At 41.5% G+C, this 15,042-nt stretch carries 16 protein-coding genes; 4 read left to right on the top strand and 12 right to left on the bottom strand.

Annotation, left to right across the window (positions count from 1 at the left end; all coding sequences use genetic code 11):
* Positions 1-49: 49 nt before the first annotated feature.
* Together EIZ39_RS04505 and EIZ39_RS04500 are read left to right on the top strand one after the other, a co-directional pair.
* Positions 50-583, top strand: coding sequence for a helix-turn-helix domain-containing protein (locus EIZ39_RS04505; protein ID WP_129197802.1), 534 nt, complete (start codon positions 50-52; stop codon positions 581-583).
* A gap of 184 nt (positions 584-767) precedes the next feature.
* A complete protein-coding gene (locus EIZ39_RS04500; RefSeq protein ID WP_129197800.1) occupies positions 768-2,879 on the top strand; it encodes a FapA family protein in 2,112 nt (703 codons plus the stop codon).
* Positions 2,880-2,911: 32 nt separating this feature from the next.
* Here EIZ39_RS04500 and EIZ39_RS04495 read toward each other — a convergent pair whose 3' ends face one another.
* From EIZ39_RS04495 to EIZ39_RS26410, 9 genes are all read right to left on the bottom strand, one after another.
* Entirely contained in the window at positions 2,912-3,748 is an 837-nt protein-coding gene (locus EIZ39_RS04495) for a hypothetical protein (protein ID WP_129197798.1), read from the bottom strand.
* Between the two features lie 117 nt (positions 3,749-3,865).
* On the bottom strand, positions 3,866-4,576 hold the full coding sequence (locus EIZ39_RS04490) for a DsbA family oxidoreductase (RefSeq protein ID WP_129197796.1): 711 nt from the start codon (positions 4,574-4,576) through the stop codon (positions 3,866-3,868).
* A 73-nt stretch (positions 4,577-4,649) separates the two neighbouring features.
* Positions 4,650-5,039 carry an ATP-binding protein gene (locus EIZ39_RS04485; protein WP_129197794.1) on the bottom strand — a complete coding sequence of 130 codons (390 nt, stop codon included), beginning with the start codon at positions 5,037-5,039 and terminating at the stop codon, positions 4,650-4,652.
* Positions 5,040-5,138: 99 nt separating this feature from the next.
* The gene (locus EIZ39_RS04480) at positions 5,139-5,438 is read right to left on the bottom strand and encodes a hypothetical protein (RefSeq protein ID WP_129197792.1); all 300 of its coding nucleotides are present in this window, start codon (positions 5,436-5,438) and stop codon (positions 5,139-5,141) included.
* Between the two features lie 238 nt (positions 5,439-5,676).
* The gene (locus EIZ39_RS04475) at positions 5,677-6,684 is read right to left on the bottom strand and encodes a SpoIIE family protein phosphatase (protein WP_129197790.1); all 1,008 of its coding nucleotides are present in this window, start codon (positions 6,682-6,684) and stop codon (positions 5,677-5,679) included.
* A gap of 14 nt (positions 6,685-6,698) precedes the next feature.
* Complete coding sequence (locus tag EIZ39_RS04470) at positions 6,699-7,466, bottom strand: sigma-70 family RNA polymerase sigma factor (protein ID WP_129197788.1); 768 nt, start codon at positions 7,464-7,466, stop codon at positions 6,699-6,701.
* A complete protein-coding gene (gene rsbW / locus EIZ39_RS04465; protein WP_129197786.1) occupies positions 7,463-7,921 on the bottom strand; it encodes an anti-sigma B factor RsbW in 459 nt (152 codons plus the stop codon). Before rsbW ends, EIZ39_RS04470 begins: the two co-directional genes overlap by 4 nt.
* Positions 7,921-8,268: an STAS domain-containing protein gene (locus EIZ39_RS04460; protein WP_483296009.1), complete on the bottom strand. Its 348-nt coding sequence runs from the start codon at positions 8,266-8,268 to the stop codon at positions 7,921-7,923. The genes rsbW and EIZ39_RS04460 overlap by 1 nt, the downstream gene beginning before the upstream one ends.
* A gap of 87 nt (positions 8,269-8,355) precedes the next feature.
* Complete coding sequence (locus tag EIZ39_RS26410) at positions 8,356-8,532, bottom strand: hypothetical protein (RefSeq protein WP_164984891.1); 177 nt, start codon at positions 8,530-8,532, stop codon at positions 8,356-8,358.
* Between the two features lie 168 nt (positions 8,533-8,700).
* Here EIZ39_RS26410 and EIZ39_RS04455 point away from each other — a divergent pair, with 168 nt between their 5' ends.
* The gene (locus EIZ39_RS04455) at positions 8,701-10,878 is read left to right on the top strand and encodes a cell division protein FtsA (RefSeq protein ID WP_240675691.1); all 2,178 of its coding nucleotides are present in this window, start codon (positions 8,701-8,703) and stop codon (positions 10,876-10,878) included.
* Positions 10,879-10,902: 24 nt separating this feature from the next.
* Here EIZ39_RS04455 and EIZ39_RS04450 read toward each other — a convergent pair whose 3' ends face one another.
* The 3 genes from EIZ39_RS04450 to EIZ39_RS04440 all read right to left on the bottom strand — a co-directional run bounded on the left by EIZ39_RS04450 (position 10,903) and on the right by EIZ39_RS04440 (position 13,777).
* Positions 10,903-11,580, bottom strand: a complete 678-nt coding sequence (locus tag EIZ39_RS04450; RefSeq protein ID WP_129197782.1) for a GNAT family N-acetyltransferase — start codon at positions 11,578-11,580, stop codon at positions 10,903-10,905.
* A 93-nt stretch (positions 11,581-11,673) separates the two neighbouring features.
* Complete coding sequence (locus EIZ39_RS04445; protein ID WP_240675690.1) at positions 11,674-12,933, bottom strand: MFS transporter; 1,260 nt, start codon at positions 12,931-12,933, stop codon at positions 11,674-11,676.
* A 40-nt stretch (positions 12,934-12,973) separates the two neighbouring features.
* Positions 12,974-13,777 (bottom strand): S1 family peptidase, encoded by an 804-nt coding sequence (locus EIZ39_RS04440; RefSeq protein ID WP_129197780.1) that lies wholly within the window; start codon positions 13,775-13,777, stop codon positions 12,974-12,976.
* 94 nt (positions 13,778-13,871) lie between these two features.
* Between EIZ39_RS04440 and EIZ39_RS04435 the strand changes: the two genes are divergently transcribed.
* Positions 13,872-14,885, top strand: coding sequence for an LLM class flavin-dependent oxidoreductase (locus tag EIZ39_RS04435; RefSeq protein WP_129197778.1), 1,014 nt, complete (start codon positions 13,872-13,874; stop codon positions 14,883-14,885).
* The last annotated feature ends 157 nt before the right edge of the window (positions 14,886-15,042 follow it).

Genomic DNA, 15,042 nt, shown 5'->3' with positions numbered 1-15,042 from the left:
CCAGGACTTGTTCCTGGTGCTCATTTTTATATAGGGAGTGGTGTTGGAGATGGATATTGGCAATAAGATTAAAACATTAAGAGAGCATCACGGCTATTCTGTAAGAGAGTTTTCCAAACTCTGTTCCCTTTCACCAAGTCTAGTGAGTCAAGTCGAACGTAATCAAGCAAGCCCATCCATCGCTTCTCTGATTAAGATGGCAGAAGTATTACAGTGTCCAGTTGGGTCTTTCTTCGAGGAAAAAGAAGCGGGACAATTTATTGTACGGAAAGACGAGCGCAGGAGACTTCACTTCGCCTCCCACACCAACTCTTACGAACTCATTACACCTAGTGAGATGGACGGTGAGGTTCGAGTCTTACTAATGACTTTGCAACCAGGCCAATACAGCTCTGAAAACAAATTAAATCATAAGGGTAAAGAAACTTTATTTGTTCAATGTGGGACGGTCGAAGTCGAATTTTCAAACACCACTCATCTTTTACACGCTGGAGATTCGATTACCTTTGAATCGCAAAATGAGCACCGTTTCCACAATCCTTCTAAAGAATCAGCACAGATCTTGTTGATCGTTATTAAATAGGAACAATATTAAGACGTACTCTACCTACCTATGCAGGAGCAGACTCAAACATAAACCTGTTCCTGTATGGAGAAATCTCCTCTAATAAGTTTACACACTTTCAAGATTTTCCCTTGTCGAACTAAGCTTATGGGTGATATTGTTATAATACCAAGCAATAAATTCTACCCAAAAGGAGAAATGTATGATGAATTCGTTATCTTCGACTTCAGATAATCTACCCACCATCATTCATGTCGTTTGGGAACACCAAGATACACGCTTTACTTGCTCTGGCCGTATTGTATTGGAAGATGAACAGACTCTTTTTGTTTATGTAGAGGATGAACAAACTGTTAAATCGATACCGAAAAACTCTATCCTTGAGCGCTCTGATCAGATCCTTAGACAAAATAATCCGATCTCTTACTCCTCTACTATCCCTTCTGCTATTAGTGAAAAAGAGCTCCTAGCCATCATTCGATCCATTGATTCTAAGAGTGACGTGAAGTTTTCTGATACCGATGATTGGTTTAACTTAAATGACACCCCTGACAATATCCCCCTCCCTCTAGATGGTTATATCACGATTAAGGACGGGGAACTACGCGTGGTCGATCCAAGTGAAGGTGGAAGGCTCCCTATTCTCTGCCCACACGATGAATTAGAGATTCGAGTAAATGGTGAAATTATTAAAACTCCAACCCATGTCCGTTCTAGTGACCTTGTGTCCTGGTCTCGTAATCCGTCTATCAAACCCTATGAGCTCCAAGTAAGTCCAGATCAACTTCAGTTATTTTTGAAGTTATCACCTGATGCCTTGAAACGCCCTAGACTTAGGGATATATCCCCCCGGGTGAAGCTCGTTTTACTCTATGATCTGGAAAATGATGGACAAATATGGCTTAAGGACCACATCTTACAGGATTTATTATCCATGGGGATTATGGCTCAGATTAATGAGGAAGCCCTAGATAACGAATTATTTACGCCATCGTTTCATTACATACTTCTTGCCGAGGGAACCCCCCTCACTCCTTCCAAAGACGGCTATTTAGAATGCATAATAGATGGACAACCTGAAGAAGGTCTAAAAGAAGTAAATGGGCGAGTTGACTATCGAGAGCGTTTACGAATCCCAACGGTAAATCCTGGAGATGTTATTGCCATCATTCACTCTCCTATCAATGGAATAAATGGAAAGGACCTTTACGGGAAGGTTCTTCAACCTAAACCTCCCAAGCAAGTTGCTTTTCGTTTAGGTAAAAATGTAGAGTTAAATACAGATGGGCGAATCTTAGCTTTAAAACAAGGAAGACCTTCCATTACAGGACAAATAGTTAAAACGATAGAGGTTTGCCGAAGTTACACCGTTCACCAGAATGTTGACATTAAGACTGGCAATATTTATTTTGCTGGTGATTTACTTATATATGGAGATGTATGCGAGGGAATGAGGGTAGAAGCCTCTGGAAATATTCATATACACGGTAATGTCTATTCCGCATATGTGGTGTCAGCTCAACATGTGAACGTTAGTGGGAATGTGTTTAACAGTCAGGTGGCAGGCGGACAGCATGGCTTATTCTTAAGTCGGGTTTATGTCATCTTTCGGAGTTTAGCCCAAGAGATAGAAGGATTGATGAAAGCTGCTACCCATACCCAACGAGTGCTTCGAGAACGGGGAACCTCTGCTCCCCCGGGACATATTATTGCTTTATTAGTTGAATCAAAATTCAAGAAGATAACTGAAAACTTTAAGCAGTTAAGTGAGATATTAGCAGAGGCAGGTAGACGTCTGCCTATCCCTATCGAATACACAGTCATGCAGCGAATGCTTACTCCTTTCTCGCAGCATCACCTTATACTGACTCAGTCGGTTGAATCATTGACGAGTATTCTTTTCGCCATTAATAAGGAAATTGAAAAGCTTGAATCCAGCATACAGGAAGAAAGTCATGTCACGTTTAGCTCAGCGACCAATTCCACTATTCAAACAAACGGATCAATCATCATCAATGGTCTTGGAGTGATGACATCGAATCTTTTCGCCGGGAAGAATTGTGTGTTTAGACATCCTCGCAGTGTCTTAAAGGGTGGAAAGGTGCAAGCAGGCGAACAGATTATAGCTCAAGAGGTAGGTTCAGAATTTGGGTCAACCCCATATCTTCAAGCAGATAAGTCCATTCAGGTCACTAAATTACAAATGGCAAAGATAAAAATTCAGGACACTGCCCTAGAACTTGACTCTCCCCTTCACCGAGCTCGCTTCTACTATGACGAAGCCTTGAATAGTATCGTGAATACTACGTATTAACTTAGACAGCCAATGAGTTTATTGTCCGAAGCTCATTGGCTTTTCTTATGATCATCTACCAAGCGTTTATATAAGTTAGAGGTAACAATCATAAAGATATGAAGTACATTGTTGATCAATGGCTGATAAAACTTCTTATCAACGATCCTCGATCTAAATAGCACCCAATCAAGTACATTTCCAAAGACAAGAATTCTAAATTTTGACACGATTCCCTCTCTCTTTAGTGACCATGTAGCAAAAAAAGAATGCACAATAGGATAAAGGGGGGAGATCTTATAATGCTCTGTCCATGTGTGACGAGGGCCCATTCCGAAGCGGAACTTTCCAACTAAAGCCATCACATACAGCAGGTTGGTACCTGTGACCATAATCATATTAAACAAAGAGATGGTTAACACAACGGGTGTCCCCTGCTTAATCTGTTTGTACCACCAATCGCTAATGTAAAAATAGATAGGGATGAGAATGGTAGTATAAGGCGTTCGCCACCAATTATGCTGGTAAACCCCTAGACGAAGAAACATCATTTCAACCATGGTAAAATAAAGACTCCCCACCCACTTCGCCTTGTCCCTCCATTGAAAGGCAGTCAAAAATAATGCGGTAAAAGGAACATAGATTGCTTGAGAAAGGATGGCCCCAGAGGTATTGTCTACAGTATTATCCTTGAAAAAGCGCGGTTTATAACGGTACGCTTGAAACAGACTGAATACAAAGTATTCGAAGATGTAGGCTATTCCAATGTTTGAAAACAACAAAACAAATAATGTCTTTCTGTCTTTTTGCTTATAGAAAGTAAATAACAAAAGAACGGTATGGATGATTAATAGAATAATAAAAGGATAGGAATTTGCTTTTCTTTTCATTGACTTATCCTTTCACTAAAATGAAGTACCAGTAGTGTTTGGAATTAAGGCATTTTTTATCAGCGAAGATGAAAAAAAGCAACCTAACTATAGGTTGCCATCGTTTATCTTTCATGACTATTTATCTGTTCCAGGAATCCTGCAACCCGTATCGTCACATACTTCTCCGTCCTCATTAATCAAGGTTAAAGGATTCTCTTCTTGCCAGGCCTTTTCTAATGCTTGAAGAAAAACGTCCGGTGGTTGAGCTCCAGAAATGGCGTATCGCCGATTAATCACATAGAATGGTACGCCGCGTACCCCCAGTTCAACGGCTTCTTGCTCGTCTGCACGAACCTCTTTTGTGAATTGATCACCCTCTAATACCTTTGCGACTTCATCTGGGTCCAATCCCACTTGAACAGCCAACTCCGCTAAAGTCTTATGATCTCCGATATGTAGGGATTCCGTAAAGAGAGCTCGAAATAATCGCTCTGACATGTCGAGCATTTTACCTTGCTCCCCAGCGTATAAAGTTAAGCGGTGGGCATCAAAGGTATTCGTTAAAACCATATTATCAAAATTATACACTAATCCAACAGACTCAGCCTGCTTCTTCATATCGTTACAAGCACTAATCGCTTGTTCCCGGCTCATTCCGTATTTCATGGATAGCTTTTCATAAATATCATAATCTACGTTCCTGTCCATATGGGGATCCAGTTCGTAGCAACGATAGATGATCTCTACCTTATCTTTATGTGAAAAACGTTCTAGCGCGGCATCCAGCCGGCGTTCGCCAATATAGCAAAACGGTCATACATAGTCAGACCAAATTTCAATTTTCATATATTACACCTCCCAGGGTATCTTTCTACGATTATTTTACCATATTCCTCTTTCTGATATCCAATGATGACTGTTAGCCCCATTTGATAAATTCAATGCTTGTCCTTCTATCATGATCCACTTGAATGATGAACTCATCCACAAGCTGTTTAACATTGAATATCCCATTGTTCTCGCTGTTTACTAATGATGTAGAATCCAGTTTGGGCTCGGAGTCAACCGTCCCCTGCTCCTTAATCTTTATCTTCAACCCTCGTTTTCCTTTTTCCTTCATCATCTTCACACTAAAGACAGCCTCCACAGTATATTCATGCATAGAATGAGCCAACTCGGAAATGGCTGTTACAGTTCTCATCTGCTCCATTTCTGAAAAACCTGCTTGTTTAGCTAATTCACGTCCCAACTCTCTTGCTTTAATGATGTCCTGATCTTTATTAAGATTGATGAGAATTTCGTTCACCATGGAAATACACCTCTATGATTCTGCTTCTATTAAACTAATTATACTATACTTAATTCATAAAACTAGAATCATAGAATGAAGAAGAAAACTTAAACTTACTTATTCCCTGCAGTCAGTAGCCACCACCATAATGAGTCCGTCCTCAATCTCTTCTTTATAATAGTCAATGTCTTCCCAGTCCATCCCGCCAATCTCCCCCATGACCGTTACTAATTGTTCTTTCTTCGTTGATCGGTATTGATTTAATGAGAGAATATCGTCGCATTCAGAAACATCTGTATGCTCCCCTTCCTTTGTTAGGATATAAATATGATCACGAAGGTAACCATCCAAACCAAATTCAAATAACACATACCTAAGATCACTCAAATCCTCCACAAATCTAACCTTCGTACCCATAGTTTTAATCCTCCTTGTTATATTAAATTTCTGCAATATAAACGAAGTTTTTGATGCATTGAAAGAACTTCCAAAATTCGAAGTCGGGTATCCAAATCAATATTTCTCCAGACATATGGTTTCACACGCATCCGTCATCCTCCCTTGTGCTTGTGACAATGGCCTCTTATCTTATATACTTATTACCCATCTGGAAATGATTTGAAACAAAAAAAGAGTAAGAAATATCTTCCTACCCTCACTTCAACCTCTTAAGAAGCAATAACGTTTGGTCATCTGCTATTTCCATTTCATTTTTCGCAAGAATTTGCTGAAAAAGCTTTTCAACGATATCTTGAGCTGACTCCTTCCTGTCCATCTGTCTTAATAGGTGTTGAAGAAACTGGCTATCATCCACTACATCTGAGTTGCGAGTCTCAATTAATCCATCCGTATAGAGGAGGACAAAGTCCCCGGGATCCATATCTATACTTTTTGTCTCATAACCATAACGAGTAGATATCCCTAACGCACATCCTTCAGTTTTCAACTCCATAAACCTATCTTCCCTTGAGCGGTAAAACAATGCAGCTTCATGACCGGCATTCGCATATAAAAATCGCTTGGTTAAGGCATGGTAATTCCCCCAAAACATGGTGACAAACCTTGAAGGTTCACTATTCTTGTAGATAAAACGATTCAACTTTTCCAGCATAACATGTGGCCGACTTCCATCCTCCAACATACCGTCCATGGCGAATTTAATCATAGCCATAAGTATAGCAGCCGGAATGCTCTTACCGGATACATCTGCAACCGCTATGTCTACACCGTGCTCATATGGATTGATATTGTAGAAATCCCCACTTACTTTTCTTGAAGCCACAGTTTTAACCCCAATATCAATTCCAGAAGGAATACTAGAATGATGGTGATCTGGCAATAAGGAGTGCTGCACGGTAGCGGCCAACGATAACTCTGCTTCAATTTGCTGTTGTTTAGCCAATAAGGTATCTCTTTCACGGTAAGTTAAACCATACTGGACTAAAAATTCTAAGAAAAACTGAAAGGAATCTTTCCACACACGCGGAAGATCGTATTTTTCTTGCATCGCTTGTAGATGCATGAGGAGGGCTTCTTCAGGTAGGATTTGCTCTTGTATAAACTCCTTGGAGACAAACTGGGCTTCATAAAGCGGGGCTTCGCCCTTGTTATTTAGATATTGAAACAGAAGTTCAGAATACTGAGATTGCAATGGTTGAGCCAATCCTTTCTCCTCCTTTAACTCTTGGTTGTATAAAAAGACAAGTTCTTTTTCAATTTTTGAAGCGCTCGTTTTTGAACACGGCTTACACTCATCTGGGAAATATTTAAATGGTTAGCTATTTTTCTTTGCGGCCAATTTTTCAAAAAAGCCAAATGTACAACCTTCCGCTCCTCCTCCCCTAGTTTTTCAAGAGCCTCCTCGATGTCGAGTCTCTTCTCAGCTTCCTTTAATTCATCTCTTTCCAAACTAACCATATCACCTAAGGTCACAGAATCGTCCTGCTTGGATAAGGGTGTCTCTAATGATACCAATTGATAATTCTCACGACTAACTAAAATTTCGATAGTTTCCTCCTCACTAAGATTGAGATGATTCGCAATCTCTTCAACCTGCGGAGATCTTTCCAATTTCATTGTTAAATGGTCAATCATCTGCTGAACAGATGCACTTTTCTCCTTAATTCTCCTTGGTACCTGGATATACCAAGACTTGTCTCTTAAGTAATTTTTCATATGCCCCATTAAACTCTTCATTGCATACGCTTCGAATATCGTATTCTGCTCTGGATCAAACTCATTCAAGGAACGAAGAACAGACATTCTCCCTACCTGAAACAGGTCCTCCATAAGATCGGGTCTGCTTCGCGTTAACTTTCTTGCTGCCATCTGGATCATGCCGTCGTATTTTAATAAGAGCTGAGTAGCTATCTCCTCATTCTGAGTTTTCTGATAGCGTTGGATCATCTCCTTCGTCTCTTCTCCTTCGGAATGATTCGAACTCATGCCAGAAACTCTCCTTCCGTTCTTTTGAGGAACTTTGTTAAGACAACCTCCGTTCCCTCGTTATTCATGACCCTGACCTCATCCATAAGTGCTTGCATCATATAAAGGCCCAGACCGCCCACTTTAAGTTCGTGAACCTCTTTCTCATGTAAGGATGTACTTTCAGTATATTCTTTTTCGTAATTGAAACTTTTCCCATAGTCTTTTACATGAATGCACAAGGATTGCGAGTCCCACTTAAATTCAATATCAATCGAACCCATCTGTGGGGATTGGTAGGCATGTAAGACAACATTGTTACATGCTTCTGCCACAGCTACTTTCATATCTTCTATTTCCTCGAAACTAAATCCTTGTTTTGTTGCTATTCCATAGAGAGTTAAGCGTACGAGATCAATATAATCAGCGTCAGATGGAATGCTTAGTCTCACATAGGCCTCTGGATTCGATGACATTATCCTTCTTTCCTTTCCTGTTTAGATTGCTCTATTGTAAGAAATTTTGATATCCCTGTAATATCAAAAAGCCTTTGTATTTTGGGCGGAACGTCCTGAATAATGAAGGGGGCATCCATAGATTCTCGGATCTTAATCAAGGCAACGAAGATCCCTATGCCTGTACTGTCCAAATATTTCAGTTCCTTCAAGTTGATCGTAAGTTTCTTTCCTATTTCTTTGGCCAATGGTTCAACCACTTCGTTGAATTTTTCTGCCATAGATAAATCCAGTTCACCCATTAATAATAGATAGTATCCTTCTTCGGTTATCGCTTGTTTAATCATAAATTTATGGATGGTATCCACTTCACTCACCTCTATTACATAGTCATTTATTTATTTAACCTCATTCAAACGTTTTGAAACACAAAAAAGAGGCTTGAAGCCCCTTTTTTATCTTTTATTTTGGATCGGATCTGATACTATACCTTGTTTATTCATTTCTTGCTGAGTTTCCATGGATTCCATCTCTTTTCCTAATCTCTTCATTTCCTTTTCGTTCTGGGCCATTACCCCATTCATGACGCGATTGCCTTTTCTAACTCTTACTCGTGCATAAATGTTTTTCATTATAATGGTCTCCTTTCATTTGAACTTACTTTTTATTTACCCTGATAGTCGATCTTTGAAACTCTAAAATGATAGATTCCGTTGTCAACTTAATCAAGTAAAAAGGAATATGTCGATTATTAGCGAATACTAGCTAATAATGATTAAACTAAAGGAGTTGTCACCCTTGTGTTAGATCCGGATCGTGAATTTATTTTCGCATTAGATATTGGAACGAGAAGTGTGGTAGGGTTGATCGTTCAGTTAAAAGGAGACAGCATTTCAATAATAGATCATGAAATGATCGAACACAAAGAACGTTCGATGCTTGATGGTCAAATTCACGATGTCATCGAGGTATCTCGCGTCATTCAACAGGTAAAGGATCGATTGAGTGAACGCAATGGCCCATTAAAAGAAGTCGCTGTTGCGGCTGCAGGCCGTTCCCTCAAGACCAAACGAGTAACCTTTGATCAATTTATTGGTGATCGATTCACACTAACTCGAGACGATGTATTAGCTATGGAATTAGCAGCAGTACAAGAAGCACAGCTGCTATTAGCCAAGGAGCAGAAGGGTTCTGATTTTAGTCACTACTATTGTGTTGGTTATAGTACCGTTAATTATTACCTTGATGATGATATGATTGGAAATCTAGTGCATCAACGCGGAAACTCAGCTAGGGTTGATGTCATAGCAACGTTTCTGCCACGAGTTGTTGTCGACTCACTAATTACGGCTTTACAGCTTGCCGAGCTTGAGATGAGCACCTTAACTTTAGAACCCATAGCAGCCATACATGTTCTTATTCCCTCAACAATGAGAAAGTTGAACATTGCCCTCGTTGATATTGGAGCTGGTACGTCGGATGTGGCCATAACAGCGGAAGGGACCATAACAGCTTATGGCATGGTTCCTTATGCAGGGGATGAAATTACAGAAGCTCTTTCGGAAGCATTTATTCTAGATTTTCCTGATGCAGAGGAGGTAAAACGCAAGTTAGCTCACACAGAGACAATCTCATTCACTGATATTCTGGGAATGGACTATTCCTTGTCACCAAGAGATATTGTTTCTTCCATCGAGTCCAATATTGATGAATTGAGTAAGGGTATTTGTCAAAAGATTTTGGAGTTAAATGCGAAAGCACCTCAAGCCGTTATGTTGATTGGAGGAGGAAGCTTAACTCCTATGCTGCCGGAGAAACTAGCAACCCTATTAGGTCTTCCACCAGCCCGAGTGGCGGTTAGAAACACAGAAGCCATCAAAAATTTAACCGATACGTTACCCCATCTTGATGGACCAGAGTACGTTACCCCTATTGGAATTGCTGTTGCAGCCCACCAGCATCCCGTTCGATATGTGTCTGTAACGGTCAACGGGGAAATGGTACGTCTTTTTGATCTAAAACCCTTAACCATTGGGGACGTCCTTCTTCATTTAGGTTTTGACTTGAAGCGATTGAATGGTAGACCAGGTCTCGCCATATCCATTACCGTAAATGGAAAAGTCAGATTCATTCCTGGTCGTCATGGATCTTCAGCCAAGTTAACCCGGAATCATGAACAAGCCCATTTAGATACATTCATCCAGGATCAAGATAAAATTCAAATTGAGATGGGTCAAGATGGTGATCCTCCCGAGATCCGCATACAGAACTTTATGGAGGAAATCGGTACTTTAGATGTTTACTTAGACGGTGAGTTAGTTTCACTTATGCCTGATATAGAGCTTAATGGTCAGGTAGTCACGGACTGCAGCAGGGTTCTTGAAGATCGGGATGGCCTTCACTTTGCCTTCCCTCAGACTGTTCAAGAGGTTTTAACTAAAGCCAATCAATTAAATATAGTTGATTCTAAACCCTGGATATACAGCTTAAATGGGGTGGAGCATACGTGGGAGAGTCGTGAAATAGGCTGCTACATTAATCATCAACCAGCTTCCCTCCATTCCCGCATTAAACAAGGAGATCGAATTTGGATTCAGTGCGAGGAGAAAGAGACTCCTTTCATTACCACCTTAATTCCGAAAGACGCACAACCTAGGGAAATTGAAGTAAATTTAAATGGAAAACAGATCACACTTTCCTGCAATCCCGCTATGATTAAAGTAAACGGTCAACCTGTCCATGTAGAACAGCGTTTACAGCCTAATGATAAAATCTCGGCAATAACAAGCGAGCAATCCTGTGTTATTTTCAGCGATATTTTTCGATTCATTGATACGCAAGAGATTCCTAAACCAGATGGCGCAACAGAGCTTGTTATTCGGGTAAATGAAGTACCAGCGAGCTACCAGACAGCAATCCGACATGGCGACTCTTTAGAGCTGTATTGGGATTGCAACAAGAGGGCGCCCCTTTCTTAAGGACGCCCTCTCTTTCCTTTTATCCTAGATTGCAAGCAATGCAACCGTCTGTTTTCCTTCTACTTCTTCAACCATCTCGTACCAAGATTTTGGCTTATTAGATAGTACAGAATCTGCATAATATCTTCTCAAGAACTGAACAATTAAACTGGCTTCAAGTTCTTCTGTTTGATCATCCATCGGTAAGAAACACAAGTCAAGTCCCTCAACAGCCTCGCCATCATTCTTCCAGGATGGGTGAACATAACGGAAATCTAGACGCATATAGCCCAAGTGAGATAAAACTTCGCGGCGAACATATGGGTCCATTGGCTTCACTCCACCGAACTCATGATCCTCTACACGATATGGATCATAAATTTCAGCGAACATCCCAAATAACTGTTTGCCGTTAGCCTCAGCCAAAGCAGTCAGGTCTTCCATTCGTTTTTTCGCAAGGTAACGACCAATTCCAAGACCTGGTTTACCAATAATCGTAAAATCAGTCATGGCTACATTGAAGTCTTCATAATAACGATATTCCGTAGTACCCACAACCTCCCCGTCGTGGACAGCAACAAAAACACGAATACCCGGATCTTCAAGAGGCTCTTTCCAAAGATCAAAAGCTAATACTTCTTCCGGAGGAAAAACGTCTTGCATCAGTTGATGCATCTTTTTGAATAAAGGATCTTCAATACTCGTAATGCGATGATATTCCATCTCATTCCACTCTCCCTTCAAAATGATTACCATCGTTATTATTATCCAAACTTACTAACTTATCAAGCAAACAACTCTCCACCCCTTAACTGCCTATGCACCAATAGCCTCAGGTACAGATGCTTCCTTCTTTTTAAAGCTTAAAACGAAGAGGGTTGCTAGAATACATAAGACTCCAGCGGACACAAATGTCATCGTGTAACTATGAAAAATTTCATAGAAATAGCCTCCAAGAAACGCGGCTACCCCGGACCCCACTTGATGGGCTGCAAACACCCAACCATAGACAATAGCTCCTTGTTGCTTACCAAAGTAATCCGCAGCTAACCGAATGGTAGGTGGTACTGTTGCAATCCAATCTAGTCCGTAGAATACCGCGAATCCGATAAGCATAACATAAGACTTCATCTCAAAGGCATAAGGCAATACGAGCAAAGACAATCCCCGTAACCCATAATACCAGAATAGGAGCCAGCGATTGTCATAGCGATCAGACAACCAACCAGAAAACATCGTACCAATGATATTGAAAATACCCATAAATGCAAACAAACTTGCCGCATGAACCTCAGGTATGCCATGATGTGCGGAGGCAGGTATGAAATGCGTACCGATGAGGCCAGCAGTAGACAGTCCACAAATAAAAAAGCTAATGCATAATAACCAAAACGGACCAGAACGAACGCCGATCCAGAGAACTTCAAAAGCTGCTGTAATCGGATTTTTCTGATTTCCTTCTTCGGTCTTCCTCCATTCATGCTTTTCTACCCCATAAGGAAGCAGTCCTTTATCTATAGGCTTATCTTTCATCCATACTGCGATAATAGGGATCATGAGAATCCCTAAAACAATGAATAATGACATTCCTACTCGCCATGAATAAACATCCGTGATGTACGAAAGCAATGGCAAAAAGATCATCTGCCCCGCTGCTGTAGCAGCCATTAGCATCCCAAGCACCAGTCCTCTTCGCCTTTCAAACCACTGATTAGCCACCGTGGCAGAAAGCACGGTAAGAAATACCCCACAGCCTAACCCGATTACAATCCCCCAGATGAGCTGAAGCTGCCAGATCTCAGTCATAAACAAGCTTACAGACAGTCCAAGAACCAATAAAGACATGGCATACACCATCATCTTTCTTATTCCCACCCTCTCAAGTCCTGCGGCTACAAACGGACCTGCAAAACCATAAAGGGTCAAATTAATCGCAAAAGCAAAGGAAATCGCGGAGCGACTCCATTCAAACTCTTGCTCTAACGGTACCATGATGACACCCGTAATAGAACGAATGCCGGCTGCAACAAGCACAGCAAAAAACGTAAGCCACACGACAACCCAACCATAATGCACAGCCAAAACCTCCTCAACATCGGACATTCTCTTGAAAGCCTCACCACTCGCCAATAATGTGGTCAATTGAAACAGCCAAACCCATCGTTTCACCTTGTAAAGCAAGGGTAGCAAATAAAACTCCGATTACTTCCCCTTCTTGGTTAAAAACAGGACTACCGCTATTTCCTCGATAGACAGGTGCCCGGATAACCATAACAGGATGATCAATCCCTTCTACCCTTGTTGTACCTAGTAGTTCTCCTTCATTCGCTATCCATAAGTAACCAAGGGGATTTCCAATAAACGTAACACGTTCTCCTTCTCTCCAACGATATTGAGGAGCATACGATAAGGCTTCGAAGTGGTCACCTTCCACCCGAAGAATGGCCAAGTCGTGTTCAGGAAAAGACTTATCGATGATAGTTGGTTTCGATTCTCCACTAGGAAGATGCAAATAAATTCCCTTTTGACCCGCAATAACATGATCATTCGTGATGACTACCCCTGATGCGTCAATGACAAATCCAGTTCCTTTCCCATCTCGTCCCACCACAGATACAACGGACTGCTTCCTTTCTCTCATGCCCTCATCTTGATAGAGACGATAAGAAGTCTGGAGAAATTGAATAGCTTCTAATCGAACCACATGAGGCCATGCACTAGCTACGTTAAGCAGGAGGGCAATCACGAGTACAGCGGAGACGATCTGCCGAACTCTCTTTCTCCGTCGTTCGCTCTGCTCAAGCAACTCTGCTGTCAGGTCCTCCTCTTCTTCAAGCAGTGTGTCTTCTTGTCTTTTATCGTCCATTCCTACCACAACCCCAATTAAAGCGTATTGTCTTTTTTCTATATAGTATAGCACTTCAGCTTACTCCATCAGCCGCTTCTTTTTTGCGCAATAATCTCTAGAGCGATATAATAATAACCAGCTTACTTTATAAAAGGAGGACGATAAATTGTCTAAAGCAAAAGCACTCCAACAAATCCCTTTATCTGTTCTCGATCTTTGCCCTATTGTCGTTGGTGGGACAACACAAGACACCTTCCGCAATAGCTTAGAATTGGCTCAATATGTTGAGAAATGGGGTTACAACAGATACTGGGTGGCTGAACACCACAGCATGCCTGGTGTAGCTAGTTCTGCTACATCTGTCGTGATTGGATACATTGCAGGAGGAACATCCACGATACGCGTCGGCTCGGGAGGAATTATGTTACCTAACCATGCTCCCTTGGTCATCGCAGAGCAGTTTGGCACACTGGAGTCTATGTACCCTGGCCGAATCGATCTTGGTTTAGGTCGTGCCCCTGGGTCCGATCATGCTACCTCGCGTGCCCTGCGACGTGATTTTATGACTGGTGGACAGGACTTCCCTGAGTTGCTCCGCGAGCTTCAGTCATTTCTAGATCCAACTTCAGGCCATGCGCAGCCTGTACGAGCCATACCTGGAGAAGGCCTTTCTATACCAATTTGGCTTTTAGGCTCCAGTGATTTCAGTGCTCAACTAGCTGGAAAACTCGGTCTGCCTTTCGGCTTTGCAAGTCACTTCTCACCCGACTATACATTACCAGCCCTTGCCCAATATCGCAGAAGCTTCCAAGCATCTGAGGTACTAGAAGAGCCATATGCCATGGTCGGTGTCAATGTCATTGCAGCAGACACAGATGAGGAGGCCCAGTGGCTAGCCACCTCATTAGAGCAGACGTTCTTGAATCTCATACGTGGTCGCCCTAGCCAGTTATGCCCACCCGTTAAGAATATGGACGAGCTATGGAATGAACGTGAAAAAGCTATCGTGCACCAACAACTGCGCTCAACCATCGTTGGCAGCCCTGAAACCGTAAAGAATAAACTCCAAGCATTTCTAAATGAAACCCGTGCCGATGAATTTATCATTGCTGCCCATATCTATGACCAGCAAGCGCGTCTTCGGTCGTATGAACTGATAGCTGAAATCGCTAAAGCCTAGTTTATAAGGCTCTCCAGGACGGAAATAATAGGAAAATCCTCCGCTATTTCAGAAGAAATATTATAAATAGGAATAATAAGGGGAGTATTTTCCGCTAATTAACAAAAAAGGGCTGTAATAAGTCCTTTTTACCAATATAACGGAAACTTTTCCCCTT

Origin of the sequence: Ammoniphilus sp. CFH 90114, assembly GCF_004123195.1 — a bacterium.
Classification (GTDB): Bacteria; Bacillota; Bacilli; order Aneurinibacillales; family RAOX-1; genus YIM-78166.
The sequence above is the reverse complement of the archived record's forward strand: the minus strand, read 5'-3'. Positions and strand labels throughout refer to the sequence as shown.